This window comes from Brucella thiophenivorans, from assembly GCF_002252445.1.
Classification (GTDB): domain Bacteria; phylum Pseudomonadota; class Alphaproteobacteria; order Rhizobiales; family Rhizobiaceae; genus Brucella; species Brucella thiophenivorans.
This window is the reverse complement of sequence record NZ_NNRJ01000075.1, coordinates 1-26,262: the sequence shown is the minus strand read 5'-3', so window position 1 is coordinate 26,262 and position 26,262 is coordinate 1. Positions and strand designations below refer to the sequence as shown.

The window sequence follows — 26,262 nt, the reverse complement described above, 5'->3', positions numbered from 1 at the left end:
CTGATATTTACGCGCAGGTTAACGTAACAGTGCCCCCGCCATGAAGGACAGAACCATTTTTCCATCTGCCTGCAGGTTCAGAGATGGCCAGTCGTACGGCCTGACCGACAGCACCACAATATCCACCTGCGCCACCAGATCGTTAGCATCATGTGCCCAGATTGCACCGTGATAGCCGTGATATTCGCTACGCGGACCACTACGGTTCAGCAGCACCATATTCTCCGGTGCGACAAGACCGTGATCCAGCAGCTGCTTTCCCAAAGCGGAGCCAAGCCAGCCCGTCGCGCCAATAATGCCGACCCTCATCTGGCGTCCTCACACCGTCCGTTTCGGCACGAGCGCCCGGATCAGCGCCTTCATCTCCAGTAGTCCCACCGGCTTACCGTCGCGCAACACGCGATAACGGTGCGAGGTGTTGCCACTGGACAGCGACAGAACATGCTCCAGATTATCATCGGCGTCGATTGTGCCTGCAATGTCGCCCTCGGCAGCACCTTCGATCATCACCGAGCGGACACGCAGCACCCGCGCTCGATTGATATCACCGACAAATGCCTCAATATAAGGATCAGAGGGGTTCAGCAGAATATGCTGCGGCTCGCCCTGCTGGACCACGACCCCATCCTTCAGGATGACCAGATGATCGGCCAGCTTCAGCGCCTCGTCTAAATCGTGGCTGATGAAAATGATAGTTTTTTGCAACTCGCGCTGCAACTCGATCAGCAGATCCTGCATATCGGTTCGGATCAGCGGATCGAGTGCGGAAAACGCCTCGTCCATCAGCATGATACCTGAGTTCGAAGTTAGCGCGCGTGCAATGCCCACTCGCTGCTGCATACCACCCGAAAGCTGATTTGGGTAATGATCGCCGTAGCCACCAAGGCCGACACGTTCCAGCCAACGTTGTGCCTCGGGGAGATAACGCGAGGCCGGGATGCCGGTAGTGGCCGGGGCCATGCCAGCATTCTGCAACACCGTTCGGTGCGGCAGTAAGGCGAATTTTTGGAATACCATCGACATGGTCTTGCGGCGCAGGTTGCGGAGCCGCTTCTCGTTGAAGGCAAGGATATTCTCTCCATCCACCAGCACTTCGCCCGCCGTTGGCTCTATCAGACGGTTGAAATGACGGATCAGCGTGGACTTGCCTGAACCAGACAACCCCATGATGACTGTCGTTTCGCCCTCTCGCATGTCGATGTTGATGTCTGATAGTCCAAGAACATGGTGACGCTTAGCAAGTAGATCGGGTTTACTCATCCCGGCCAGCACATCAGCATATGCTGATTTTGGGTTTTCACCAAATATCTTGTACAGATTGCGGATCGCGATTTTGACAGCTTTATTCATCACGTGCCCCCTTAGTGTCCGGCCTTGCTGGCATCCAGACGCGCCAGCGCAGCTTTGGTGACGCGGTCTAGAATGATTGCTAGCAGGACAATGCCGAAGCCTGCGATCAAACCGACACCCAGTTCCAAATTGCGGATACCGCGCAGTACCAGCACACCCAGACCCGGGGCCGAGACAAGCGAGGCAATCACCACCATTGCAAGGCTCATCATAATGGTCTGGTTGACGCCTGCCATGATGTTCGGCAGCGCCAGCGGGATCTGCACACGGAAGAGCTTTTGCTGTTTTGTCATTCCAAAAGCGTCTGCGGCCTCAATCACGTCGCGGTCCACAAGCCGGATACCCAAATCTGTCAGTCTGATAACTGGAACGATAGCGTAGAGTATGATCGCGATACCGTAGAGCTTCGGCTCAGTTACACTGAACAAGAAGATCAGCGGGATTAGATATACAAAGGCTGGCAGGGTTTGCAGCATGTCTAAAACTGGGGTCATTATCCGTTGCAGACGGTTGCTTCGCGACATGGCTATACCGATGGGAACACCGAACAGCACGCAAATGAATGCACAAACAAAAATGATCGCCAGCGTCTGCATCGCCTCTGTATAATGGTCAACGAAGGCCAGCGTAGCGAGGGCCACTGCCACCAGTGCCAGCACTTGCCCCGACCGTGACACTACCCATGTCAGTAACAACAGCACCGGCAGCATGATAAACCATGGCGTCGCAGTCATCAGCCATATCGTCTCGCGCAACATCCATGACAGTGGCTGCGTCAGCGGGTCCAGCACAACGCGCAACACATCGCGGGCGGACAGAAAGCTGCGCTCTAGGCCCAATGTCAGATCTCGGGTTTGCGGAAATGCCGCGCACGCTTCGTGCAAGTTGTTCAGCGAAGGCAGCGGCAACGACCAGATCGTCGACGCTTCGCCAGCGTTGCCTTGCGTCTGCGCCAGCAAATCGGCCATTGACTTTGGTCCACCGCTGCCGGCGCCCCTTGCACACCATTCGGTCAAGCCGAATATCTCGAACACCCTAGTGTAAGCTGCCATCGCTTGCGCGCCCCACATACTAAAAGCTTCAAATAGCCGGTGCCCACACGGGCACCGGAGGCTTTACGCCGCGAGGGTTACTTGATCAGCGTCGCAAGTTTTTCGCGCGCTCCGTCCGATAGCCAGGTGGACCAGTCTGCGCTGTTCATCGTGATGTATTGCACGGCAGCTTCTTGTGCCGAGGCTTTGTTTTCATCCTGCCAGGCCAGAAGCGCGCTCATTTCCGAGGTTTGGAACGCCATTTTGCGCAGAAATTCCACCACGTCGGGCTTATCCTTGACCAAAGCTGCCGTTACCGCCGTCACGCTTGGCGCTTCAGGGAAATCGGAAACCTGCGGATCGGGAGCGTTCGGATTTTGAAGGTTCGCGAATTTCGCCGCGTCATAGGCACCCAAAGCCACGCGGGTCATCTTGTATTTGCCCAATGGCACGGTCGGGCCCCAGTAATAGCCGAACCACGGTTTCTGCGCCGTGACGGCCGACCCCATCGACGAGGCCAACGTTTCGCCCGAGCCGTGGTTGAACACTTTGATTCCTGAAGCTTCGAGGTTCAGAGCGCGAACCAGATTGTCGCTAACCACACGGCAGCCCCAGCCCTCGGGGCAGTTGTTGAACTGTGCGCCGACCAGCGCCGGATTCGCCATGACGCCTTCGATGGTGGCCAGTTCGGGATGCGCCTCGACCAGATAGGTTGGCAGCCACCAGCCCTCAATACCGCCGGGGGCCAGCACGTTATTCAGCGTCACCATCGTGCCTGCCTTTTCCAGCTTCGTATAAGCCTCGCCAGCCGAGTTCAGCCAGAGGTCGGTAACGATGTCCGGCTTCCCGTTTTCGGCAACCGAAGTGATGGCGGGGATTGTGTCAGATTTCACCAGATCGACCTTGCATCCATAGCCCTGCTCTAACAGAAACTTGGCGACTTCGGTGATGATCTCGGCTGAGGCCCAGCCCATCTGGGCGATCGATACTTCACCACATTGACTGTCTTGCGCCATTGCTGGAGCGGCAAAGATACTGCCAAGAAGGATGGCGGTTGCAGAAACAAAGATTTTCATGTGCATTCCCCTGTTGTTGGATTAGCTGATTGGTTAATCAGAAAGTAGGAGGTTCTTTGCCTCCTTTGGTATAAAGTTTTTGTTCACCTGCCGGGCAGAGTGCGCCGACTGGTCGTAACATTCACCGTCTCCACAATAAAGAGAGGTGATGTCTGCGCCGCATGCAATTCCTTTCACTTCATTGCGGCATGCGCGAGATCGTTGCTAACGCTCCGATCACAAATCTTTCACCAACCGCAGGGCATCGTAGATCGCCGCATGGGTGTTTCGCGCAGAGACAGCATCACCGATGCGAAACAACCGGAAGGTCGCATCCTCATTGTGATCCAGATGCTGCAATTTCCCGCCGGTCAGCGCGTCATAATCAACCTCGCCCAGATTGCGAGACAGCGGTTTGAGATCAAAATACAACTCATCCAGTGGTCGGGTGCCGTGGTTCACTACTACCTGATCCACAAGACGCTCTCGTCGAATGTCGCAGTAATCGCTGCCAAGAACCGCGCGCAGCTGATTGCCGTCTCGCGCCACAGATAACAGGCGCCAAGTGACAGTAAAAGTCGTAGAACGCTTTTGCAGGTTACGCATATAGGGGACCAGATTCATCGCCATCACCTCGGGCGCAAAGCTGCGGTCCGGTGTCACGATTTCGACCTGCGCGCCGGTGGCCGAGATCATATCCGCTGCTTGAAGCGCCGCATGATCGCCTGCGTCGTCAAAGATCAGTACATTCCTCCCCGGCTTCGAGTCTCCTGACAGGATATCCCAGGCCGAACACACCAGATCATTGCCGCTGTCCAGTATCTCGGTGTGCGGCATACCACCCGTTGCGATGATGATTTCATCAGGCTGTGTCACCAAGACATCGGCCGCATCGGCGAAAGTGTTGAAGTGGAAAATAACCCCGTGCTTTTCGCATTGCGCAGTGCGCCAATCTATAATCGAGATCATTTCGCGCCGCCGTTCATCCAATGCCGTCAAACGGATCTGGCCACCGGGTTGATTGGCAGCTTCAAACACGGTGACCGTGTGTCCACGCTCGGCGGCGACGCGCGCGGCTTCCATCCCGGCAGGACCGGCACCAACGATGGTGATACGCTTCTTGGCGGGGGCGGCGAGGATAGTCTGTGGCATTGTCTCCTCGCGTCCCGTTGCCGCGTTGTGTAAGCAGAACGCCATGCCACCTTGATAGATGCGGTCCAGGCAATAGTTCGCGCCGACACAGGGGCGGATATCATCCTCGCGCCCTTCGATGATTTTACGCACCAGATGCGGGTCGGCCATGTTCGCACGCGTCATTCCCACCATATCAAGCAGACCCGCCGCAATAGCATGGCGCGCGGTTGCGACATCTGGGATCTTGGCCGCGTGAAAAGTAGGAAAGTTCGTAGCCTTGCGGACAGCACCGGCAAACTCCAGATGTGGTGCGTTGCGCATCCCCTGCACTGGTATCAGATCGGTCAGCCCTGCATCGGTGTCGATGTGCCCCTTCACGATATTTAAGAAATCGACCAACCCACTGTCTTTTAGCTTATGCGAAATTGCCAGACCGTCATCACGGGTCAGTCCGCCCGACAGTTCCTCATCACCTGTATAGCGCACGCCGACAATGAATTCCTCGCCACAGCGTTTACGGATCTCCTGCAGAATGTCAAAGGTGAAGCGCAGCCGGTTGTCGAGGCTGCCTCCATAAGGTTCATCAAGTTCGTTGGTCAGGGGAGACCAAAACTGATCCATCAAATGTCCGTAGGCCTGCAGCTCAATCCCATCTAGCCCCGCCGCCTTCATCCGTTCGGCGGCATCGGCGTAATCGCCTATGATGCGAGCAATGTCCCAATCTTCCATTTGTTTGGGAAAGGCGCGGTGCGATGCTTCTCGCTTGTGGCTAGGCGAGACTACCGGCAGCCAATCGGCCTTGTCCCACCGTGTGCGCCGCCCCAGATGTGTTAGCTGAATCATCACCGCCGCGCCGTGATCGTGGCATTCATCGACCAGCTGTCTCATCCACCCTACAACTTCATCCTTATAGGCCAGGATATTGTTGAACACCGGCGGGCTATCTTTAGCTACAGAGGCCGACCCTGCTGTCATCGTTAGCGCCACCCCAGCTTTTGCGCGTTCCACATGATAGGCACGGTAACGCTCCTTAGGCATCCCGTCTTCTGGGTAGGCCGGTTCGTGGCTCGTAATCATGATCCGGTTGCGCAGCGTTAAATGTTTTAGCTGAAACGGTTGCAAAAGGGGGTCGTTCAACATCACGGCAACCTCAAACGGTGGAGCATAAGAAGACTGACATCTTCTCAAAATGTTCAGATGTGTCAATAAAAAAATCATTGGTGAACATTTTTTTAAAATGTTTAGAGTCATAGCCGTTGCCAAACTGGAACAAAGGTTTTATCCGGTTCGAATGAAAACGCGTGAAAGTGTAGAAACCGGGTGGCGCGGATCGCGCGAAGGCTGGCTTGAGGCCGGCTACGGTGCGCTCATCGACAGCGGTGTCGACGGCGTTAAGATTCAAATACTTGCAAAGCAATTGGGCCTTTCGAGAACAAGTTTTTACTGGTTCTTTCATGATCGAGAAGAGCTTTTAGATGCGCTGCTGGAATACTGGGAAAAGCGAACCACACAGCCTCTAATAAGTTCGGCCACGCAATATGCTGAAACGTTGGCTGAAGCGATGCTGAATGTTCTAAGCTGCTTCCTGTCAGACTCCTTCGACTCTCGGCTGGAATTTGCCGTGCGCAGCTGGGCGTTGCAAAATACAGAAGTGGCCACCCTCATCGAAAACGCTGACGCAGCACGGCTGGCAGCCCTTCATGCGATGCTGGTGCAATGGGGGCATGTACCTGCCGAGGCGGATGTACGCGCCCGGACGATCTATCTGGTCCAGATTGGATATATTTCGATGCAGGCTAGGGAGACGATCGAGACTAGGCTTTTGCGCATTCCAACTTATGTGCAAATTTACACTGGAGCGACGCCTACGAAAGGCGAATTAGCGCGTTTCCGAGCGACTGTTTTGTAGTGTACTGTATCTTTAACCTTAGCGCAGACGTTATTAGCTCAGAAATGCTAGAATTAGGCGGATTTTATTCATAGCAAGAGTCATGATCGCTCAGGGAGTGCAGATAAAAACCTGGGCTGGCATTATGTCTGAAGGCCAAGACAGTTTCGGTATTCGATTAGGCTCGCAATAGTGAGCACCCCGAACAGAGTGCACTATTGGGCACTTACCTTTACATGTGAAAGTATCGATGGCAGAATCGAGCGTTGCGTTAACCAACTCAGCATTTGGTTTCGTTCCGATAGATCAGCTGATAATTAGCCATCGAATCAATCAATGATGGGCGGACATATTAGCAGCGGTATTGCCGCCACTAACGCGTGGCTACGTTCAGGTTCTGCTACTCGATCAAGGCTGCACAACCTTCTCTCAAATTATAATACACTGCCGGAACCATGATGCCTGTAGCCTGCGGTAGCCGTAAAAGAGATGGTTAGCCTCTGAGGTTTCTGATACGCTGTGAGGAATACGGAGGTGCCAGTGCGTCTGTCCGTCGGCGATCCATACGCGGGCCGATTGATGTGTTGTATGATTGGTGCCTGATGCTCTAATTGAGGATTTGGGTAACAGACCGGGTTGCGGAGATCATCATCGGTACAAACTGGCGCGTGATGGTATTTTCATCGTAGCGCAGATTAGACGCAGCAAGCACTACAGCAGCAGTCGTGTGACCATCAGGCAAATGGATAGGAGCCGCCAAGGCAATGTCATTGGCATAAACCTGCTCTACGGCAATAGCGAAACCCCTCTGTCGGGTCTCATGGATACGCTGCCATATTTGTTGAGGGTCGAATATCGTCTTAGGTGTGTAAGCCCGTAAATCACTTCGAGCTAAAATATCGGTAACTTGGTCATCTTGTAGTCCGGCAAGAAGGACCAGTCCCGCCGCCGAACAATAAGCGGGGAGCTTGCTTCCAACGATAACGTCATTATCGAGCGTATTGGTCGACAGATAGCGAGCCAGATAAATGATATCTGTGTCATCGCGCAATGTAAGAGAGATTGTCTCTCCGGTACTGCGATTAAGATGCATTAGGTATGGATGCGCACGCTGAACGAGTTGACTAGAGCGCGTATAGCGATACCCCATATTTAGTGACTTGGCTGAAAGCTCATATGTCTTGGCATTTGGAACCTTCTGCAGATACCCAAGGTGTAACAAGGTATGCGCAAAGCGCTGTGCGGCGGAGCGGTCAACTCCTGCGCGCTGGGCAAGCTGTGTCAGGGTTTGGCGAGAGTGAACCGCATCAAATGTTTCAAGTACGCGAAAGGCTTTTTCAACAGCTCGAACCAGCATTGGATCGTCGTGTTCTTCGTCGTGATGCGCCATTTCAAGCCGTCCCTCCGCCTTGTGTCAAGGCACCCCCGATATCATGCATCCGAGCAATAATACTCACTTAATCGCGAAAGGTGCCGAAAACGGCACCCTTCTTGTCAAATATCGAAAATCAGAAACGTACGCCTTCAGAAAGAGCGGATGTATCCATTCCCGCATCCTTGAAACCTTCAATCAGCAAAGGAACGATAGTCTGATTGGCACGGTTTTCTTCTGCCCACTTCTGGAGAAAGGCCTGAACACGACCATCTTCATCGATACGTGTTGCAGCCGAAACAGGAATGCCATGTGGTGGCGTTGGAACGGTATAGCTGGAGAATACAGCTGGAGCGGTCGAGAATGTTTTAACGCAGATAGGCAGTTCCTGAATCATATAATCTGCACGCCCGGACTGAACGGCCATGATGGCTTCGCTCATTTCCTTCAAGCTCATAATCTTGGCTTTTGGCATACTTTCTTTAATGAAGTTAGTCTGCGCTGTACCCGTCACCATAGCAAATGTGACGTCTGGGTTGTTGTATTCTTCCCATGTCGCCATTGGCTGCTTTGCTTTCGAACCGATTACGCAATCGGACATCTGCCAAACAGGACCAGCCATAGCCAGCGCTTTTTTCCGCTCTTCTGTAGCAGTCATGCCCGGGAAAATATCAAGACGGCCCGATTGCAGGTCTAGAACAATGCTCTGCCACGTGACTTCGCGCCACTTGAGCTTTAAGTCTTTACCCATAGCCTTGCCGAGGTCTGCAGCCATCTGACGGCAAACGCGGGGACCATAGCCGGCATATTCGAGTTCACCACCAACATGAAAAGACGTCGGTGGGTAGTTACGAACACCGCCGCAAACAACTTCACCGGTACGTTCAATCTTGTCCCATACAGATTCAGCCATGGCTGGCGCGCTGGCAACAGTTGCCGCACAGGCCAATAATGCAGCTGCTATCATCCTCATCATGTCGATATTCCCTTCGTTTGCCCTTCTCTAGAGAGCTTCAATTCAACCGGCAGCAGCATGTATTTTTCTATTTCAACAAGACAAGCGAAAACTTTATTTTTTATGCTTTACAGCTGTTAAAACCAGAATTCTATGATCATTACGTATAATTATATCGTAATAAAATTATTTATAATCACAATGCGATTAAATATACATTTTTATGTTGAAAACGCTTTTCAGCGATTCCGAATCGCGCTAGCGCTTGGGAAAAAGGCCGCCTGATCGGGAATGAACACGGTCGCAAAATGGGAGTGCATGCAGATGTACCAATTTGACTGGTCCGTTATTCTCGACGGACAATTGTGGCTTAACGCTATCGGTGTGACCGTTGCTTATGCGGTCGTAACGTCTCTCGCGGGCCTTCTGATCGGAGTCATCCTGGGCCTTGCTCTGGTATCGCGCATACCGGTGCTTAAATGGTTGATAAACGCCTATATCCATCTGTTTCGCTGCACGCCGCTTTTGGTTCAGATTGTATGGTTCTTTTATGCCCTGCCGATGCTGACAGGCTACACCTTGCCAGATTGGTTTGCGGCTGGCTTGGGTCTGACACTCTATATGGGCGCATTCGCTGCCGAAATTTTCCGCGCTGGCGTTATCTCCATTGAACGTGGCCAGTGGGAGGCATCAACCGTACTCGGCTTTTCTTACTTCACGAAAATGCGCCATATCATTCTACCGCAAGCAACACGCAGAATGATCCCTCCTATCGTGAGTCAGACAATTCTCCAGCTTAAAAATACGTCCCTTCTGTCCGTCGTTGCTGTACCCGACATTATGTATGCGGCAGGAAGTCTGACGATGGACACTTACAGGCCTCTGGAAGTCTACACATTCGCGGCGCTGCTTTATCTGGTCATTTTGACACCCGTAACTTTGATCGCCAATCGCTTCGAAATCAAACATTAGGGGTGCGTCATGATAAATGTAAAAAATCTGCGAAAAACATTTGGCACACACGAAGTTCTCAAGGGCATTGACCTCAAAGTGGATCGTGGTGATGTAGCTGTTCTTATAGGCCCATCGGGTTGTGGGAAGTCCACCCTGCTCCGTTGCCTTGATCTGCTTGAACAACCGACTGAAGGCCGTATCGAAATCGCAGGTAAGAGCCTCGAATGTACGCCGAAAAGCAAATTCTCTGAACGTGTGCAGGCGAACTTTCGTGCAAAAACAGGCATGGTCTTTCAGGGCTTTCACCTGTTTCCGCACATGACAGTCTTGCAGAATGTTATGTCGGGACCGCTACTCAACAAGCTCAAGACTAAGCAGCAATCCACAGAGTTAGCGATGTCGCTGCTTAAGCGCGTCGGACTTGCAGATAAGATTGATCTCTACCCTCAGCAGATATCTGGCGGACAAGCGCAGCGCGTTGCAATCGCACGCGCATTGGCCTTGGAGCCGGAAGTCATGTTGTTTGATGAGCCGACATCCGCGCTTGATCCTGAACTTGTTGGAGAAGTCCTCGACGTGATGCAGGGCCTGGCAGCCGATGGAACGACCATGATCGTGGTTACCCATGAAATGAGCTTCGCACGCAATGTCGCGTCGAAAGTTATCTTCATGGAAGGCGGGCATGTCGTGGAAACAGGCGCGCCTGAAGACGTGTTGCGTAACCCGCAAACCGATCGCCTCAAATCCTTCCTGTCCAAGGTCGAACACTAATTAAATCCAATCAAAATGGGACATTTGATCATGAAACATTCTGACTTGCGGGGTATGTATCCTGCAATTCCAACCCCCCTGACTGAGGATGGAACACTCGATGTCGCGAAACTGGAAACCCTGATTGAGTTCAATCTGGCTGGCGGTGCAAAAGGGCTTGCCCCAATTGGTGGCACGGGCGAGTTCACAGCCTTATCGGCGGATACACGCCTTGCTATCGTTCGTGAGACAGTCCGCATCGTCAATGGTCGGGTTCCGGTAGTTAGTGGTGTTGTTTCTCCCGGCTGGGCAGAAGCTGTTGCGCATGGACAAGCATTTAAGGAAGCGGGTGCTGATGCTCTGCTTCTCGTGACACCATTTTACGTTATTCCAAGCCAACAGGGTGTTATCGACTATTTCCATGCCTACCGTCAGACGGTTGACTTGCCTATCGTATATTATGATGTCCCGTCGCGCACGAGCTTTGTAACAGCTGTTGAAACCCTCAAAACATTGGGTGAAGACGGAACAATTATTGGGGCAAAGATCTGTAATACCGATGCCTATTACTTCAATCGCTTGTCTACAGCGATTGGCGACAAAATCGCACTGCTGTCTGGTGATGACATGATGTATGCAGTGCATATCATGTATGGCGCAACGGGCGGTATTCTTGCTAGCGCGCCTATGTTGCCAGCATTTTGGACACGTATTCACGACGAGCTTATCAGCGGCAATTATGCTGCGGGTATCGCGCTGCATCGTCAACTGCTTCCGACATTTGCAGCACTATTTAACGAAGTGAATCCTGGTCCGCTTAAGTCAATGATGGCTGATCTTGGCATGCCTGTCGGTACAGTTTCATTGCCACTTAGAGCGCCGAATGACGTGACTCTCAGCCTTATTTCCAAGGCTATAGAAGGACTGAAAGCGCAAGGGATAGCGTAAGCAATGGCAGGCGGGGCAGAGTTTCTGGATTTTGCAGAGGCGAGAGAAAAGGCAAAGTCTTTTCTCCCCCGCGCTCTATTCGACTATATTGATCGGGGCACAGAAGCGGAAAACGCGATTGCAGCACTTCATCGTGGGTTCCAAGGAAAACGCATCGTTCCCCATGTCCTGCGCCCCGTCGCATCACCTGACTTATCAACACGCTGTCTTGGCCGCGATCATAGTTGCCCCTTTGTGATCGCTCCCACTGCCTTGGCTGGCATGGTTCGTTATAATGGCGAGGTTGCTATGGCGCGGGCAGCACAAGCTGCCGGTCTGCCGTTTGTTGTCGCAACTCAGTCATCAACAAGTATCGAGCAAATTTCGGATGGCGCACCGGGCAGCGATCTGTGGTTCCAGCTTTATGTCTGGAATGATCGCAACGAGACATGGAAACTGCTGGAACGCGCAAAATCATGCGGCGTCGAAACACTCGTTTTAACGGTGGATACACCAGCATCACCGAAGAAAATTCATAACCGGCGCAATGGTTTTGGTGTTCCTTTGCAACCGTCCGCAACTCTGGCGCTCGACTTGATGGCGCACCCGAGCTGGACGCTTGGCGTTATGGGACGTTATGCGCTGGGAAATGGCTTTCCTTCCTACGCCCATTACCCCGGAGATGTCGCAAAAGCCGTTACACAGTCTATTCGAGATCCGCGCTTCGCTTTGGATATGGTGCTCGACCTCGATTTTCTCAAAGAGCTTCGCCGCCGATGGCCACATAAACTTGTAATCAAAGGCGTTATGGCGGTTAGCGATGCGGTTGCTATGTTTGAAGCAGGCTGCGATGGGGTCGTCGTGTCGGCGCATGGTGGCCGCAATATGGACAGCGCAGCGCTTCCAATGGAAGTTCTTCCGAAAATACGCGATGCCATTGGGCCTGATAAGACGCTTTTTGCAGATAGCGGCGTTAGACGCGGTTCGGATGCAGCCAAGCTACTCGCGGCAGGCGCTGACAGTGTATTTTTGGGACGCGCTCCGCTCTATGGACTTGCAGCTGAAGGGAGCGACGGTGTTGTTCGCATTGTCGATCAGTTCCGCGATGAACTTCGGTTATTTCTCGCTTTCGCAGGCGCACCCACCATTCCAGATCTTCGAAAATCTGAGTGGATTGGTTAGCAATCCGCATTTTATTCAAACAGTTTTTAGGCCAGTTCCATGCAGTTCAAGTCCGATAATAACGATCAGTTGCTCGCAAACCTGCGTGAAGTGATTGGCGATCAGTATGTGATGACGGATGCGCGCGATACTGAGCCTTATCTTACCGATTGGCGCGGCTATGAAACAGGCAGTGCACTTGCCGTTGTTTTCCCCGCCACGACAGAAGAAGTATCGCAATTATTGCGTATCGCCGCAGAATATAATTGTTCTGTCGTTCCTCAAGGCGGCAATACAGGCTTAGTACAAGGCGCGATCCCTGTAGGACAAAACCGCGCAATTGTTCTCGGGCTTCGTCGTTTGGATCGTGTCCGCGAAATTGATAAAGCATCCAATATTATTGTGCTGGAAGCTGGTGTCACCCTTTCAGCCGGACACGATGCCGCCGCAAGTGTTGATCGTCGTATCCCGCTTCATCTTGGCAGTGAGGGAAGTGCGCAAATAGGTGGCCTCGCAGCTACAAATGCTGGTGGCACAAGCGCCCTGCGTTATGGTCCAATCCGCGAATTGATTTGCGGCATTGAAGTCGTGTTGCCAGATGGCCGTATTCTGAGCGACTTAAAAGCGCTGCGCAAAAACAACACGGGCTACGATCTGAAAAACTTATTCATCGGATCAGAAGGCACACTCGGCATCATCACCGCTGTAGCACTTCGTATGCAGCCTGTTTTGCGCTCATCAGGCCATGCATGGATTGCGTTGCCCAATCTTGAAACAGCCGTTGAAATTCTGATTGGAATACAGGATCGCTTCGATAGTGCCGTACAAGCTGTCGAACTTTTGTCTGGTAATCAAGTCGATCTTGTTTTGCAGCATATACCGCGCTCCCGGCACCCACTGGAAAGTCGTCCTGAATGGTCACTTCTGGTAGAGTTAGGAAGCACCGATCCCAAAGCTGACTTGCATAATGCTCTCGAAGAATGGCTTAGCGAGCTATTTGAGGAAGGTATTGTCGAGGATGCATTCATCGCGCAAAGCGATGCTCAAGCTGCTGACATCTGGCATTTGCGACATTCGGTTTCCGAAGCAAATAAGCTCGAAGGTCATAGCCTTTCGCACGATATCGCCGTTCGTCCGGCATTGGTTCCCGAACTCATTAAGCGTGCGGCAGATGCAGTTCATGAGTTACATCCAGATGCGCGCATTCTCATCGTTTCTCATATCGGTGACGGCAATGTTCATTTCATTGCGCATTTCAAACATGATCAGTGGACCAATTTTGAAAATCCGAAGCTCGTGACTTCAGAAATCATGACAAGAGTGCATGACGTTGTTGATCAGCTCAATGGGACGTTTTCTGCTGAGCATGGCATCGGTCGCAAGTTAACCACAGAACTCAACCTGCGGACAGATCTGGTGCGTATAGAGCTGATGCGTTCAGTTCGTAGCATGCTCGACCCCAACAGATTATTGAACCCCGGCAGTGTCGTGAGTTGATCAGCTAATTGAGATACCCTTCTCGATCTTGCAAACCAGCCGGATGTGCCTGGGTGGTATTGCCAAGTTGTTTGGCGTTTGAGTCTGGGGTATCAATACGCGATGAAATTACGCAGCTCCTTTTCCGTGCCTGAAGGGGTTTCGTTTTCCGCGTGAAATTGTTGCCTACGCGGTCTGGACCAACGCCAGGATCCATCTCGAAAAGAATATCAGGGTGAAAAAATGCCGAGACCTGCAAAAGCGTGCTGGTGGGAGGGTTATCAACCTGAATGAATCGGTCCCTTACACGCCGCAATGGCGTTGTTGGGGGGGGTAGTTGAAGGCAAGACGACTGCCTCAATACTAAAGCAGCCGCTAATTAATGCGTTCAAACGTGGATTTACGAAATCAGTCCGGCTTTCTTGCTGTTCTAATTATTTCGACCACCATTTGAGAGGCTTTTTCGAGAGAGCTTACGGGCAGAAACTCGTATATTGAGTGGAAATTATGTGCTCCGCAGAACAGGTTAGGACACGGAAGACCCTTTTCTGAAAGTACAGCGCCATCATACCCACCGCGCATCGGGATGGGCTTTGGCTCGACGGCAATCGCTTTCATCGCGTTCAAGGCCAGTTCCACTGGATATCGATTTTCGCCCTGAAGGCTCTCAGCAACATTACGATAGACTGGCTGATAACCCACATGGACTGTATTCGCGCCGTATAGCTGATTAAAGCTTTTTGCCAGTTGATCAATGAATTGACGCCTGTTTTCAAAGCCCTCTTTTGTAAAGTCCCGGATATCGATAATGAGTGTCGTCTTTGCAACTGAACCTTCGGTGCCTTTGATCCAATAATAGCCCTCGGTGCCTTCGGTATGTTCAGGACGCTCGCCACCTGGCAACATCGCGATGAACTGTTGCGCGTATAGGATTGAATTGCGCATTTTGCCCTTAGCGGACATTGGATGTGCGGGTTGGCCGGTAAAAGTGATACGGAATTCTCCCGCATTCCAGTTCTCATAAACGATTTCACCGATAGCACAGCAATCAAGCGTATAAGCGAAATCAGCGTTTAGTGAAATGACATCCAGAGCTTTGGCTCCCAGCAGTCCGATTTCTTCGTCCGGGACAAAAACAACTTTAACGGGGCCATGTTCGATTTCAGGATGCGTGGTAAGGTATTGGATGGCATCCATGATCTCAGCGATTGCTGATTTATTATCGGCACCGAGCAGGCTTGTTCCGTCGGTTACGATGATACGATCACCAATATAGCGATTTAATTCTGGAAACTCCGCCACGCGCATGACAGCATTGTTGGTCTCATTGAGCACGATGTCACCGCCGCTATAATCGACAATGTGGGCGTTTGTATCTGTCGCGTATTCAGCAGATGTATCAAGATGTGCAACCCAGGCAATTGTGGGAAAGCTGTGTCGCTCGCTTACAACATTGGCAGCCAATGAGCCAACGACAATAGCGTGGTCACGTTCTTCTACGTCCAGACCCAAGGCGCGCATTTCACCTGCAAGTAACTTTGCAAGCTGTATTTGACCTTCGCTAGAGGGAAGCCTACCCGTATTGGGGACGGCAGTCGTGTTTATACGCGTGTAATTCAGAAAACGTTCTACGATATTCATGGCAAATCTTCTTGGGCAATGAGCAGGATTGGGGCACGAAAAACTTAATTTTCGTTTAGAGTTGCGAGCTATTGTATAGCACGCAACTCAGCGCTTGGTACGTTGTTATTGAAGCAACGGCATCCGCCTTTATTCTTCGATATCAACGTCTTCGAATAGATACCCACCAAATGGATCGATTTTGAATCCCTTGACCTTGGTGCTAACAGGTTGCTCGACAACCTGATGCGCTATCGTCAACCACGGAGCCTGTTCCTTGAATATAACCTGGGCTTGTTCATAGAGTTTTGCACGTTCCTCTTGATCCGTTGTCAGTTTGGCAGCTCGGATCAGCTTTTCAAACTCGTCGTTGCACCAGTTGGCGCGGTTCGCGCTGCCAACAGCCTGACAACCGAGGAGGGCCGCCAGGAAATTATCCGGATCTGCGATCCCGCCAGTCCAGCCAAGCATAACTGCACCGTCGCGGTCTTTTTCCAGTGAGCGTTTCAGATATTCACCCCAATCATAAGTGATGATTTCTGCATTAACACCCACCTTGGCAAAATCGGACTGGATGAGTTCGGCTGCGCGGCGCGCATTCGGCATATATGGACGTTGAACTGGCATCGCCCATATTTTCATCTTGAGATCTTTTACGCCAGCCTCTTTCAGAAGCTTACCAGATTGTTCCGGATCGTAAGGGTCGTCCTTAATATCCTTATTATATCCCCACACTGATGGTGGCAGAGGGTTCACAGAAACAACCGCTGAACCGTTATACACTGCGTCAATGATTGCTGGCTTGTTGACGGCCATGTTGAGCGCTTTTCGGACGCGAACATCGTCAAATGGCTTTTGCAGCGTATTGTAAGCAAGGAATGACAGGTTCATTCCATCTTTGCTGAGCATTGAGATGGAAGGGTCTTGTTTCATTTCCGCAATGTCAGCTGGGTTAGGAGCTGCTATTACGTGGCATTCCCCGGCTTTCAGCTTCTGGTGTCGCACAGCTGCATCCGGCGTAATGGCGAAAATAAGATTGTCTATCTTTTGTGGTTCACCCCAGTAATCCGGATTGGCTTTGTAACGTATTGCGCTGTCCTTTTGATACGCTACGAACTGAAAAGGTCCAGTCCCAACCGGCTGCTGACTAAAAGTTTCGAGTTTGCCTTCTTCGATAAGTTTATCCGCATATTCCTTGGATTGAATAGCAGAGAATGTCAGCGAGAGCGTCGCGATAAACGTCGCTTCAGGCTGTGAGAGCGAGAACTTAACTGTGTGATCGTCTACTTTTTCTATTTTCTCGATAAGCGAAGGAAAGGAGTAAGCGCCAAACTGCGGCCATGTGCCTTGATTATAATAGGGATTCTTCTCGTCGCCTTGACGCTCGAAGGTGAAAATCACATCGTCTGCGTTGAATTCACGTGTTGGTGTGAAAAAGTCTGTCGTGTGAAATTTGACGCCCTTGCGCAGATGGAACGTATATTCCTTGCCATCTTCTGACACCTCCCAGCTTTCAGCCAATCCCGGCTCAAGTTCAGTGGAGCCGCGTTTGATTTTTATAAGGGCATTTGAGACGTTGCGCGCAGATGCGTCATAAACAGCTCCAGAGGTTGTTTGGGCCGCGTCAAAAGATTCAGGAGATGCTTCCGAGCAATAAACCAATGTTTTCGCAAAACTCTGTGTCAGTGCTGTGCTATTAAAGGCAGCAAGAACGAGTGCTGCAGAAAACAGTTTTCCAAGTTTTTTCATGTAACTCCATCCCTTGTATCAACGCGAGCACCCTTTGGGGAGTGACCGATTACAGCGCATCCGATTGATTCTAAACGAACGTGCCGACACATACTGAGCGGGTGAGGGAGTGAGAAGCAAGGCTAAAACAAGCCACAAAGTGGCTTTGTCATGAGGCGTGGATGAGATTAAAGGATTGTAGGCTCTGTCCGTTGCGGTTTAACTGCATCACGGTCTCTTGCTTTAAAGTTTAAGCTTTTTTATTCATATTGGTTTGTTGGATAATGTGCGCACTACCGAACAGACCATAGCTGAAGTCGCCCGTAGTTTAACTGAGTACAACCAAGGCAACCGCAAAAGCTATCGCCGGCACGGATAAGGCTGCGATCAAAAATAGCAGGCGATCAAGACGAACGCGAACCGCTGGCTGCCTAAGGCAAATAATCCGTTCGGAAGATTTTACAATCTGGTAGGTGATCAAATAAACAATTATGGTCGTTATGCCGATATTCCATCCGCATTGAGCCAGAATAGTTGGCTGTCCCGGAACACCTAATATCCAAGGAAAAAACAACAGGCCGCAAACAACAGCGATTGTGTCAGGAATAATTTTTAACATCCATTAAACGCTCCGAAACTAATCGACCATAGCCCCCCAGAGCTGCAACATTTTGTTGAGGTGGTTAGGATTCATATGTGACGGGTTGGATTATATCGATTTCATCGCAAACTCATATTAAAGCTTTGGCTCGGCTTCGTAAGAATCTTCAGATTAATTGCACCGGTAGGTTAGCCAATACTCAACTTGAGAAAAGTAATGCGAAAAATCAGGCAAACCACTTCATTCAACGCGACAACGCTGGCGATTTGCGTATTTGTGCCGACAGATTAGAAGCACTCGCCCGGGTCACGATATCAGCTCCAACAAGGATTTTAACGGGTGGTTGAGATTCAGACGTGTTGATCAGGTCGTCCAGAATCGTGACGGCTAGATTGCCGATCTTTCGTTTGGAAACTTCGACCGTCGTAAGGCCCGGTTCCATCGTTGCGCTTTGTGGCAAATTGTCGAATCCAATGACCGACACATCTTCAGGGATACGAATGCCTTTTGCTTTCAATGCCCGCACAAAGCCATAGGCGATAATATCGTTGGTACAAAAATAGGCCTCTGCAAGATCAAGCCCTGAATGCAGCATGGCGCAGGTATCGCGATGAGCACCTTCGTAAGTCGATTCAACCGATAAGATATCCTGTTCCTGAACAGGGAGTCCCAAACGCTGCATATTCTTAAAAAACGCATCTCGACGGAGCCTGAAGTTTGTTGTGTGTGTATGACTAGCAACAAAGCCAATTCGCGCCAAACCGAGCTCTTGAAAGCGCGATAAAACTTTGAATACCGCGTCTTCATTATTCATATCGACAAAGTTCGCTTCGACGACTTCGTGAAACGTGTCGATAAATACCGTCGGCAAGCCAAGCCCTTGGATCATGTGAATATCGGGCACAGAAAGCTCTGTACCAAGAGCAATCACGCCGCGGATTGATGCACCAGCGAGCGATTCAGCGACGGCACTTATCGGCTGGCCCTCGAAGCTGACCACCTCGAGAGTATAATTTCGACGCGTGGCTTCCGCCGACATTCCATCGATATAATCTGAAATAAATATGCTGTGGTCGCGATTAACAGTTTCACCATGCTTGGCGATCTTGAGAAAGCGGATTGTTTCGCCCGCGCTTGTTCCCGTTTTGCCAGCGCGTGGCACATAATTCAGCTTAGAAACCGACTCAAGAACACGCGCACGTGTCTCACCCGAAATGTCACCCTTCCCATTCAGCACAAGCGATACAGTAGCGGGAGAAACCCCCGCATTCTCAGCGATATCCCTGATTGTGAACGACTTTTTCTTCTTCATGCTCTCCGCGCAACATACTGAAACAGGTTCGTCGTTTAGTAAACATAAACGACATTTTTTAAAACGATTAAGCGAATTGCAGCCCATAGGCAACCAAAATCCTTCGGTAACGGGCTTGACAGCGGGGCGTGATCTGTTGAATCATTTAGTGAATAACAGTTTTGTTTACTAAACATGGTAGGAGGAGACCATGCAGAAGACAAGCAATCAGCTTGCTATGCTTGTTGTCATTAATCTCGGATTGCTCGTGCTTGGCGCGTATATTTCGGGAGGATCATTCCTATCCCTGTTCAATGTGCAGTCGATGGCCGGTCAGGTGCCTGAGATCGGGTTGTTGGCAATCGGTGTCATGTTGGCTATGTGCGCTGGCAATGGTGGGATTGATCTTTCGGGTATCGCATTGGCTAACCTTTCAGGTGTGCTTTCAGCGGTCATCGTTTCGATGTTCATCTCCAGCGCTGAGAACCAGCTTGGCTTTAGCCTTGCCTTCATCGGGCTGGCGCTGGTGATCGGCATTGCAGGCGGTATCGTCAACGGCGTGCTGATTGCCCGCTTCAATATCACGCCAATCCTATGCACGCTCGGAACGCAGATGGCGTTTACGGGGCTTGCGGTTGTCGTTTCTGGTGGCCGTGCCGTCATGGTTGGCAGCCCGGATCTGCTGTCGCGCATCGGCAACGACATGTTTCTCGCGGTTCCGATCAGCTTTCTGATCTTCATCGCAGTTGCGTTGCTGATCGCTGCCGTGGTGCGCTTCACGCCTTATGGCTATTGGCTGATGTTGATGGGCACCAATCCGAAAGCCGCTGTCTTTGCAGGTTTCCCACGCAATAGCGTATTGGTTGCCACCTATGCAACAAGCGGACTTCTGGCCGGGATTGCAGGCATCATCATTGCGGCGCGCAACGTCAATGTGAAGTTTGATTATGGCAGTTCTTACCTTCTGGTCGCCATTCTGATTGCTGTCATGGCCGGTGTTAAGCCGGAAGGCGGATATGGCCGGGTGATCTGCGTGGTGATGAGCGCCATTGCGTTACAGCTTATGTCGAGCCTGCTCAACTTCGGCGGACTTTCCAATTTTGTCCGCGATTTTGCATGGGGCCTGCTGCTGCTCGCCTTCCTCGCAGTCGGAAAATACGACATTGCGAGCTTCTTTACCCTCGGCAATCGCCAAAGGGGAAACGCCGGTGCTCAACCCTCAAGCACCAGACCATAAACATTGGGGGAATGTTAGCGTGGAGGAAATCATGAAATCAGTAACGAAGAAATTGCTCGCTGGAACTGTCATTGGCGCAACGATTGTTGCAGGCAGCGCAAGCGCTCTCGTCGCACAGGAAAAGCCAGTTATCGCAACGGTCGTCAAGATCAGCGGTATTCCTTGGTTTGACCGCATGAACACCGGCGTTGAAGCCTATCAGAAGGCAAATCCTGATGTGGTCGCAACGCAGAGCGGCCCAGCAACGGCTGATGCTGCACAGCAGCTCCAGATCGTTCAGGACCTTGTTGCCAAGGGCGTCAATGCGCTTGCCGTTGTTCCTATGGATCCGGCTGTTCTTGAAGGCACCTTCAAGCGCGCCATGGAACGCGGCATCATTGTTGTCACCCATGAAGCCGACAACCAGGTTAACACCATGGCCGACGTTGAAGCTTTCGACAATGCGGATTACGGCACGGCATTGAATGAACGCCTTGCAGAATGCATGGGCAAGAGCGGCAAGTGGACCACTTTTGTTGGTTCGCTTGGTAGCCGCACCCACATGCAGTGGGTTGGCTCGGCTGAAGTAAATGCCAAGAAATATGCTGACATGCAGCTCGTTGATCCAAACAATGAATCCTTCGATGATGCCAATGGCACCTATGAAAAGGCCAAGGAAATCCTGCGCAAGCATCCTGACCTGAAGGGATTCCAGACTTCTGCCGGTAACGACGTTCTCGGTGTTGGTCGCGCTATCGATGAAGCTGGCTTGAGCGGCAAGGTCTGCCTTGTTGGCACCGGCTTGCCAAATCCTTCGGCTGATCTTCTTGAATCGGGCGCAATAACCGCAATCGGCTTCTGGGACCCGCAGAAGGCTGGCATGGCGATGAATGCCGTTGCCAAGCTTCTGCTCGAAAAGAAAGAAGTCAAGGAAGGCACCGATCTTGGCGTTGAAGGCTATAACAGCGTTCGCGTGAAAAAGGGTGCTGGTGAAGGCCTTCTCGTGATCGGCAATGGGATGGTGATTGCTGACAAGGCAACCTACAAGGAACACCTGTTCTAGGCGTTTCGCACAGGTTGACTGACCATCGTGCGTGGACATCGTTCAGCCTCGCGCGGTGGTGTCAAAAGCCCGGATGCTGCCCCCGCGCATCCGGGTGCTTGAAGCAAGCGAACAGCCATAAAACCAAGACATTAACGCCCGACAGTTATCGTCGGTCGATCCTACAGCTAGCCCAATCGCTTTGGCGAGCTGCGCGGCGACAAAGGAATTTAACGTGTCCACTACAACCACTAGCGCGGATCGTTTCCTCGAACTGCGCAACATTCATAAGCGGTTTGGCGGCGTTCACGCGCTGCGCGGCATCGATATGACAATCGACCTTGGTCAGGCCTATCACCTGTTGGGTGAAAATGGCTGCGGCAAGAGCACGGTGATCAAGATCATGTCTGGCGCACACGCACCCAGCGAAGGCGAGATCATTCTCGATGGCAAAACATATGCGTCGCTGAATCCGATCCAGTCGCTCGCCGCTGGTATCGAGACTGTCTATCAAGACCTTTCGCTTATTCCCAACCAGACCGTGGTCGAAAACGTAGCGCTGAATGAGCAGCTTGTTGAAGGTAACGGCCGATTGTTTCGTAGGGTGAAGCTTTCGCAGCTTCGTGAAACTGCAGAACGCGCATTGAGCACCGTCGGTCTTCCGATAGACAAAGCTTTTCTGAACACAATCGTTTCTGAACTGCCGCTTGCAGTGCGCCAGCTTGTTGCTATTTCGCGCGCTATCGCAACGCGTGCCAAACTCGTTATTATGGACGAGCCGACCACATCGCTGACCCGCCGCGAAGTGGATAATCTCATTGAAGTTGTTGACCGCCTGCGCGCCGAGCGCGTCGCGGTGCTTTTCGTGACCCACAAGCTTGATGAATGCTACCGCATCGGCGGGAACGCGGTTGTCTTCCGCGATGGCCAGTGCGTGGCACAGGGTCCGATTGAAAACTACACCAAAAAGCAGCTTTCCGAGCTGATGATCGGCAGGGAAATCGACGCCGAACGCTATCGCACGGCACAGCCCGGCGATGCCGAACTGCTCAAACTCGACGGCCTGACCGCCTCTGGCTTTAAGGACATTGGCTTCACACTTCGCAAGGGCGAAATCCTTGGCATTACCGGGCTTGCAGATTCCGGGCGCAATGAGCTTGCCATGGCAATCACCGGCGTTGTGCCCGCGCACGCCGGTTCAATCCGCCTTGAAGGTAATTTAACTGAAGTCAAAAGTCCGGCAGAAGCGATTGAGCGCGGTATAGGCTATGTGCCGGAAGACCGGCTTGCAGAAGGCCTGTTCCTCGACAAATCGATCTTTCAAAACGAGATTGCGCTGATCTTCAGAAAGCTCTGCAACAGCCTCGGCATTGTCGATCAGAAGCAGGGTCGGAACACTGCCGCCTCGCTGATGAAAGAGATGCGGCTTAACACCACCAATCTCGACCTGCCGGTTGGCGCACTTTCGGGCGGCAATCAGCAGCGCGTTTTGATCGGTCGCTGGCTGAGTATTGCCCCCAAGCTTCTGGTGCTGCACGGCCCGACCGTCGGCGTCGACGTGGGATCAAAAGACACGATTTACCGCGCAATTCAGGCGCTGGCCGAAGCTGGCATGGGCCTCATCATCGTTAGCGATGATCTGCCGGAGCTTCTGCAGAATGCCGATCGCATTCTCGTCATGAACTCAGGGAGCATCGTCGCAGAACTGGATGCTGCACAGGCCACCGAAGATCAGCTCTATCAAGCCATGATGTCGTCGCAGAAGGAAGTTGCCTAATGAGTGCGTCGCAGTATCAACAGGATATGGGTCGAGCCCCATCCTTCAAGTTGGGTGACTTCATCCGCAAGCGCCCGGAATCGATCACTTTCTTCCTGCTCGTGGCAATCTGCACGATTGTCTCGATCATCAACCCTGCATTCCTGCAAGCCTCGACACTGATCGATATTGGCCGTGCCAGTGTGGTGATGGGTCTGTTTGCGCTTGGCGTCTTCATCATTCTCGCCGCTGGTGGCATTGATGTTTCCTTTACCGCAATTGCCGCCACGACAGTCTATTCGCTGACGCTTCTGGTGCAGTCCTATATGCCGGAACTGCCGATCATCTTCATCATTCTGATGGCGATTGCTGGCGGTATTTTCCTCGGTGTTCTCAACGGTCTGCTGGTGCATTACCTAAATGTGCCGTCATTGATCGTCACCATCGGCACGCAGTATCTCTTCCGCGGCTTCCTGCTGGCTTTTGTCGGCACGGTCTGGATTATGTCGCTGCCGCCGACAATGGGTGCTTTCGGGCGCCTTCCGCTGTTCCAGTTTGAATCGGCAACCGGTGCAACCATCACCATGCCATTCTATTTTCTGGTGCTGCCTGCGGCTGCAATCCTGACCTGGTGGATATTGAACCGCACTTTGATGGGCCGCGCGATTTTTGCGATGGGTGGTAACAGCCAGATCGCAAGCCGCCTCGGCTATAATCTGCGCACCATCCATATCTTCCTGTTCGGCTATGCAGGCGGTCTGGCAGGACTTGCTGGCATCATCCATGTCTGCGCCAATCGCCAGTCAAGCCCTTTCGACTTCGTCGGAACGGAAATCGCGGTCATCGCCGCCGTTGTTCTCGGTGGTGCACGTATCACCGGCGGCACCGGCACCGTCTTCGGCACCATCCTCGGCGTGCTGCTCATCACCGTCATCAACAGTGTTCTGGTGCTCGTCGGCATCCCCAGCACATGGCAGCGTCTTGTCGTCGGCTGCTTCATCCTGCTGGCCGCCGCCTTCTTCGTCACCAGTCAACGCAAGAAATAACCCGATACTCTCAAGAGGCAATCATGAAGAAGTTTCTGAACGATCCCGTCAATTTCGTAGATGAGATGCTTGAAGGCATCTATCGGGCGCATCCCGAGCTTACTTACGTCGACAACGACAAGCGCTGCATGGTCACCGCCAACATCAAATCCGGCAAGGTAGGCATTGCAACGGGCGGCGGCTCCGGCCACTTGCCGCTGTTCCTTGGCTATATTGGCGAAGGCATGATCGACGGCGCGGCTGTCGGTGGCGTCTTTCAGTCGCCAAGTTCTGAACAAATGTATCAGGTGACCAAAGCTATCGATCAGGGCGCTGGCGTTCTCTACATTTTCGGCAATTACAGTGGCGACATTATCAATTTCGATATGGCTGCAGAACTTGCCGATCTCGACGGTATTGCGGTCAAGCAAGTCGTCGGCAATGATGATGTGGCGTCCTCCGTTGTCGGTGAAGAACACAAGCGTCGCGGCGTTGCAGGCATCTTCTTTGTTTACAAGGCAGCCGGTGCAGCCGCTGCCAATGGCTTGTCGCTGGATGAAGTGACACGACTTGCCGACAAGGCACGTCTGCGTACCCGCACCATGGGTGTTGCGCTTTCGAGCTGCGTTGTGCCGGAAATCGGTCACGCCACCTTCTCCATCCGCGAAGATGAAATGGAAATCGGCATGGGCATCCATGGCGAACCGGGCATCAGCCGCAAGAAGCTTGCAACTGCCGACGCCGTTATCGACGAACTGATGGAACGCATTTTCGCTGAGCAGACCTATGCCAAGGGTGACGAGGTGGCCGTGCTGGTCAATGGTCTCGGCGGGACACCGCTTGAAGAGCTTTACATCATGTTCCGCCGGGTTTCCCAGCTGTTTGATGAGCGTGGCGTCACGGTCAAGCATGTCTGGATCGGCGAGTTTGCAACGTCCATGGAAATGGCTGGCGCGTCAGTGTCGGTTCTACATTTGGATGAGGAACTGGAGCCACTAGTTGCCGCTTCTGCCAAGACCCCATTCTTCAAGCATATTGCCGGTTGAGGTGCAGCCATGAACGTCATTACAGCATCCGATCTGATCGATCTCTTTGATAGATGGAAACAGCTTTTTGCAGAACAGCGCGAATTCCTCATCGCGCTGGACGGCAAGGTTGGCGACAGCGACCTCGGCATTACCATGAGCAAGGCTTTTGCAAGCGCCTCAGAAGCCGTCCATGCACAAGGTGAAGCCGCAGGCATCGCCAAGCTTCTGCGTACGGCAGGTGCCACCATGGCACGCGTTGCACCATCAACCATGGGTACGCTGACCGCAACCGGCTTCCTGCGCGCGAGCAAGGCCTGTGACGGTATCAATGCGCTGGGAACCGAGGAAATGGCAGCTTTTTGGCGTGCTTATCGCGACGGCATTGCCGAGCGGGGTAAAGCAAAAGTTGGCGACAAGACACTTCTCGATGTGCTTGATCCCATCGCCGTAACACTTGAAGTACAAGCGGCGGCGGGTGCCTCGCTTGACGTTGCACTGGTAGCAGCAGCGAAAGCCGCAGAAGACGCGCTTGAAGCCACCAAAACTATGGTGGCCCAGCACGGCAAAGCCGCAGCTTTTCAGGAAAAGACCATCGGCCTTCAGGATGCTGGCGCGACGGTCGGTGTGCTGCTCATTACGAGCCTCGTGGCTTTCACAGCGAAGCGCGCTTAGGATCACTAAAGAACAAAAAAATTGCCAGGCTTTATACCTGGCAATTCTTCTTCAGATCATTTGATGATAATATCTTTGATGTTATCGAGCATTCGCTAATTCAGTTTAACGTCCATTTTTGTTGATGGTCTAAGAAACCAGTTTCGCAGCTTTCCCGGACCTACGTTCGGCATCGTTATAATAGCGTGCGGCCTGGCACTGTTACGTTAACCTGCGCGTAAATATCAGCG

Annotated in this window: 23 protein-coding genes and 1 pseudogene; 13 read left to right on the top strand and 11 right to left on the bottom strand. The window is 52.1% G+C overall.

Annotation, left to right across the window (positions count from 1 at the left end; all coding sequences use genetic code 11):
* Positions 1-18: 18 nt before the first annotated feature.
* From CEV31_RS20570 to hpbA, 5 genes are all read right to left on the bottom strand, one after another.
* Positions 19-309, bottom strand: a complete 291-nt coding sequence (locus tag CEV31_RS20570; RefSeq protein WP_094510078.1) for a pyrroline-5-carboxylate reductase family protein — start codon at positions 307-309, stop codon at positions 19-21.
* A gap of 9 nt (positions 310-318) precedes the next feature.
* Positions 319-1,350, bottom strand: a complete 1,032-nt coding sequence (locus CEV31_RS20565) for a quaternary amine ABC transporter ATP-binding protein (protein ID WP_094510077.1) — start codon at positions 1,348-1,350, stop codon at positions 319-321.
* Positions 1,351-1,361: 11 nt separating this feature from the next.
* Complete coding sequence (locus tag CEV31_RS20560; RefSeq protein WP_094510085.1) at positions 1,362-2,402, bottom strand: ABC transporter permease; 1,041 nt, start codon at positions 2,400-2,402, stop codon at positions 1,362-1,364.
* 77 nt (positions 2,403-2,479) lie between these two features.
* Complete coding sequence (locus CEV31_RS20555; protein ID WP_094510084.1) at positions 2,480-3,457, bottom strand: glycine betaine ABC transporter substrate-binding protein; 978 nt, start codon at positions 3,455-3,457, stop codon at positions 2,480-2,482.
* 216 nt (positions 3,458-3,673) lie between these two features.
* Positions 3,674-5,710 carry an N-methyl-L-proline N-demethylase HpbA gene (gene hpbA / locus CEV31_RS20550; protein WP_094510082.1) on the bottom strand — a complete coding sequence of 679 codons (2,037 nt, stop codon included), beginning with the start codon at positions 5,708-5,710 and terminating at the stop codon, positions 3,674-3,676.
* Positions 5,711-5,861: 151 nt separating this feature from the next.
* Between hpbA and CEV31_RS20545 the strand changes: the two genes are divergently transcribed.
* The gene (locus CEV31_RS20545) at positions 5,862-6,479 is read left to right on the top strand and encodes a TetR/AcrR family transcriptional regulator (RefSeq protein ID WP_094510080.1); all 618 of its coding nucleotides are present in this window, start codon (positions 5,862-5,864) and stop codon (positions 6,477-6,479) included.
* Positions 6,480-7,065: 586 nt separating this feature from the next.
* On the opposite strand, the gene CEV31_RS20540 is transcribed toward CEV31_RS20545, so the two are convergent.
* Together CEV31_RS20540 and CEV31_RS20535 are read right to left on the bottom strand one after the other, a co-directional pair.
* Positions 7,066-7,848, bottom strand: a complete 783-nt coding sequence (locus CEV31_RS20540) for an IclR family transcriptional regulator (RefSeq protein ID WP_094510075.1) — start codon at positions 7,846-7,848, stop codon at positions 7,066-7,068.
* A 118-nt stretch (positions 7,849-7,966) separates the two neighbouring features.
* A complete protein-coding gene (locus tag CEV31_RS20535) occupies positions 7,967-8,806 on the bottom strand; it encodes a transporter substrate-binding domain-containing protein (protein WP_094510074.1) in 840 nt (279 codons plus the stop codon).
* A gap of 303 nt (positions 8,807-9,109) precedes the next feature.
* Between CEV31_RS20535 and CEV31_RS20530 the strand changes: the two genes are divergently transcribed.
* From CEV31_RS20530 to CEV31_RS21670, 6 genes and pseudogenes are all read left to right on the top strand, one after another.
* Positions 9,110-9,757, top strand: a complete 648-nt coding sequence (locus CEV31_RS20530) for an amino acid ABC transporter permease (RefSeq protein WP_094510072.1) — start codon at positions 9,110-9,112, stop codon at positions 9,755-9,757.
* A 9-nt stretch (positions 9,758-9,766) separates the two neighbouring features.
* Positions 9,767-10,510: an amino acid ABC transporter ATP-binding protein gene (locus tag CEV31_RS20525; protein ID WP_094510070.1), complete on the top strand. Its 744-nt coding sequence runs from the start codon at positions 9,767-9,769 to the stop codon at positions 10,508-10,510.
* Positions 10,511-10,540: 30 nt separating this feature from the next.
* Positions 10,541-11,437 (top strand): dihydrodipicolinate synthase family protein, encoded by an 897-nt coding sequence (locus CEV31_RS20520; protein WP_169717420.1) that lies wholly within the window; start codon positions 10,541-10,543, stop codon positions 11,435-11,437.
* A 3-nt stretch (positions 11,438-11,440) separates the two neighbouring features.
* Positions 11,441-12,598, top strand: a complete 1,158-nt coding sequence (locus CEV31_RS20515; RefSeq protein WP_094510066.1) for an alpha-hydroxy acid oxidase — start codon at positions 11,441-11,443, stop codon at positions 12,596-12,598.
* Between the two features lie 39 nt (positions 12,599-12,637).
* Positions 12,638-14,074: an FAD-binding oxidoreductase gene (locus tag CEV31_RS20510; protein WP_094510065.1), complete on the top strand. Its 1,437-nt coding sequence runs from the start codon at positions 12,638-12,640 to the stop codon at positions 14,072-14,074.
* Between the two features lie 102 nt (positions 14,075-14,176).
* A pseudogene (locus CEV31_RS21670) lies at positions 14,177-14,273 on the top strand (IS6 family transposase); the annotation flags it as partial.
* 188 nt (positions 14,274-14,461) lie between these two features.
* Here CEV31_RS21670 and pepT read toward each other — a convergent pair.
* From pepT to CEV31_RS20490, 4 genes are all read right to left on the bottom strand, one after another.
* Positions 14,462-15,694: a peptidase T gene (gene pepT / locus CEV31_RS20505; protein ID WP_094510063.1), complete on the bottom strand. Its 1,233-nt coding sequence runs from the start codon at positions 15,692-15,694 to the stop codon at positions 14,462-14,464.
* 129 nt (positions 15,695-15,823) lie between these two features.
* Positions 15,824-17,422 (bottom strand): ABC transporter substrate-binding protein, encoded by a 1,599-nt coding sequence (locus CEV31_RS20500; RefSeq protein ID WP_094510061.1) that lies wholly within the window; start codon positions 17,420-17,422, stop codon positions 15,824-15,826.
* A gap of 307 nt (positions 17,423-17,729) precedes the next feature.
* Complete coding sequence (locus CEV31_RS20495) at positions 17,730-18,020, bottom strand: hypothetical protein (protein ID WP_094510059.1); 291 nt, start codon at positions 18,018-18,020, stop codon at positions 17,730-17,732.
* Between the two features lie 226 nt (positions 18,021-18,246).
* Positions 18,247-19,314 (bottom strand): LacI family DNA-binding transcriptional regulator, encoded by a 1,068-nt coding sequence (locus tag CEV31_RS20490; protein WP_094510058.1) that lies wholly within the window; start codon positions 19,312-19,314, stop codon positions 18,247-18,249.
* A 190-nt stretch (positions 19,315-19,504) separates the two neighbouring features.
* Here CEV31_RS20490 and CEV31_RS20485 point away from each other — a divergent pair, with 190 nt between their 5' ends.
* The 6 genes from CEV31_RS20485 to CEV31_RS20460 all read left to right on the top strand — a co-directional run bounded on the left by CEV31_RS20485 (position 19,505) and on the right by CEV31_RS20460 (position 26,032).
* Entirely contained in the window at positions 19,505-20,530 is a 1,026-nt protein-coding gene (locus tag CEV31_RS20485; protein WP_094510056.1) for an ABC transporter permease, read from the top strand.
* A gap of 31 nt (positions 20,531-20,561) precedes the next feature.
* Positions 20,562-21,572 carry a substrate-binding domain-containing protein gene (locus CEV31_RS20480; protein ID WP_094510054.1) on the top strand — a complete coding sequence of 337 codons (1,011 nt, stop codon included), beginning with the start codon at positions 20,562-20,564 and terminating at the stop codon, positions 21,570-21,572.
* Positions 21,573-21,786: 214 nt separating this feature from the next.
* Entirely contained in the window at positions 21,787-23,328 is a 1,542-nt protein-coding gene (locus tag CEV31_RS20475) for a sugar ABC transporter ATP-binding protein (protein WP_094510052.1), read from the top strand.
* Complete coding sequence (locus tag CEV31_RS20470) at positions 23,328-24,353, top strand: ABC transporter permease (RefSeq protein ID WP_094510050.1); 1,026 nt, start codon at positions 23,328-23,330, stop codon at positions 24,351-24,353. Before CEV31_RS20475 ends, CEV31_RS20470 begins: the two co-directional genes overlap by 1 nt.
* A 23-nt stretch (positions 24,354-24,376) precedes the next feature.
* A complete protein-coding gene (locus CEV31_RS20465) occupies positions 24,377-25,378 on the top strand; it encodes a dihydroxyacetone kinase subunit DhaK (RefSeq protein ID WP_094510048.1) in 1,002 nt (333 codons plus the stop codon).
* 9 nt (positions 25,379-25,387) lie between these two features.
* Complete coding sequence (locus CEV31_RS20460; RefSeq protein ID WP_094510046.1) at positions 25,388-26,032, top strand: dihydroxyacetone kinase family protein; 645 nt, start codon at positions 25,388-25,390, stop codon at positions 26,030-26,032.
* The last annotated feature ends 230 nt before the right edge of the window (positions 26,033-26,262 follow it).